The following is a 1,466-nucleotide window of genomic DNA, read 5'->3' on the forward strand; positions in this document are numbered from 1 at the left end:
TAAAGTGTACCCTTTGTAAAGGACATTTTGAAAAAAGCTAGGCAACTTTTTGAAGCTGCTGTCTGTATTTTGCAGGCGGCAGCTTTTTCAAGTTCCATTGCCCCCGATAATGGTTGTAATACATCATATAACTTTTCACTTCTCGTTTTACTTCTTCTAATGTTTCGCACGTTTTCAGATTGGTTTCATCTTTAAAATGACCGAAGAATGATTCTTGAGGGGCGTTATCCCAACAGTTTCCTCGGCGTGACATAGATTGCCCTAGTCCTATTTTCTTCACAAGTTTCTGGTATTTTGGATTCGTATAATGGAATCCCTGATCTGAATGAATAAATACATCTTTCGTTAAATGGTGATGATTTCGCTTCAATTTACGAAGAGTATTAAGCGCGATATCCATACTTAATGAAGCAGATACTTCATACGCTAAAATTTCGTTTGTCTCAGCGTCCTTTATCGTTGATAAATAAGCACGTTTGCCGTTTCCGTACGGCAAATACGTGATATCTGTTAATAATACTTTTCCTGCTACACCTTGTTTAAAGTTACGCTGTAATTCATTTGGACATGTACGGTGTTCTTTTGTCGCTTTGGCCATTTTACGTGCTGGATTCGCTTTCCGAATTGGGCATACAATCTCGAATTTCTTCATAATACGGCGAATACGTTTTAAGTTATACGTAATCCCATATTGATTTTCTAACGTCATTTTGATTTGACGTGCACCTTTCCTACGTCCTCGGAAATGATACGCTTTTAAAATGATTTCTTTGACGGCTACATCTGCTAACTCATGGGATGCACGCTTTTGTGCTGATTTTTCTGTGAAATAATTATAGTAACCTGAACGAGATACACCCATGATTTCACATAGATAGCTTACTAAACGTTTTAGTTTATATTTTTGAATCGTTTTACTGATTAAATCAAATTTTAATTCTGTTGCGATTGTTATTTCTTTTTTAACATCTGCCTTTCGAGTAGATCGAGCTTTTTTAAAAGTTCATTCTCCGCTTGTAATAATAAATTTTTCGCTTCTAATCGTGCAATTTTTTCTTCTAAACTTAATTCCCGTTCTATTGGACGACCTGAATTCGCTTTCCGTGTATCTTGTAGACCCGCTACTCCAGTTGTACGATAAGCTGCACGCCAACGCTTTCCCGCTGAACTAATGCGCTTCAAACCAATCAGTTCAACATCTAAACCTGCCTCTTCAAAAATCGTTCTTGGGAGTTTTCCTTTTTCATTTTCTGCAATAAAATGGCGTTTAAATTCCTCAGTATAAGTAATCGCTTTATCACTAATAGCTTGGACATTAGGATTACAGTTTAGTTGTTCTTGCTCTTTTTTAGTAAATAATCTTTTCGTCATTTCATTCCGCTCCGACATCTTTTTTCTCATTATAAACAAAAGTACCCTATAGGATAGACTTTTTTCAAAGTGTCTATCTTATAGGGTACAGTTTA

1 protein-coding gene is annotated in these 1,466 nt (G+C 36.1%); it reads right to left on the reverse strand.

Going from position 1 to position 1,466, the window contains the following annotated elements; genetic code table 11:
* Nucleotides 1-37 precede the first annotated feature (37 nt).
* Nucleotides 38-1,371 (reverse strand): IS3 family transposase gene (locus ACQKN2_RS25245; RefSeq protein ID WP_427417365.1). Its coding sequence is split into 2 segments (ribosomal slippage): nt 38-987 and nt 987-1,371, totalling 1,335 coding nucleotides; the frame shifts between segments, so codons are not numbered across the junction.
* Between the last annotated feature and the right edge of the window lie 95 nt (nt 1,372-1,466).

It is taken from the genome of Lysinibacillus sp. NPDC093688 (assembly GCF_050280145.1).
Classification (GTDB): Bacteria; Bacillota; Bacilli; order Bacillales_A; family Planococcaceae; genus Lysinibacillus; species Lysinibacillus xylanilyticus_B.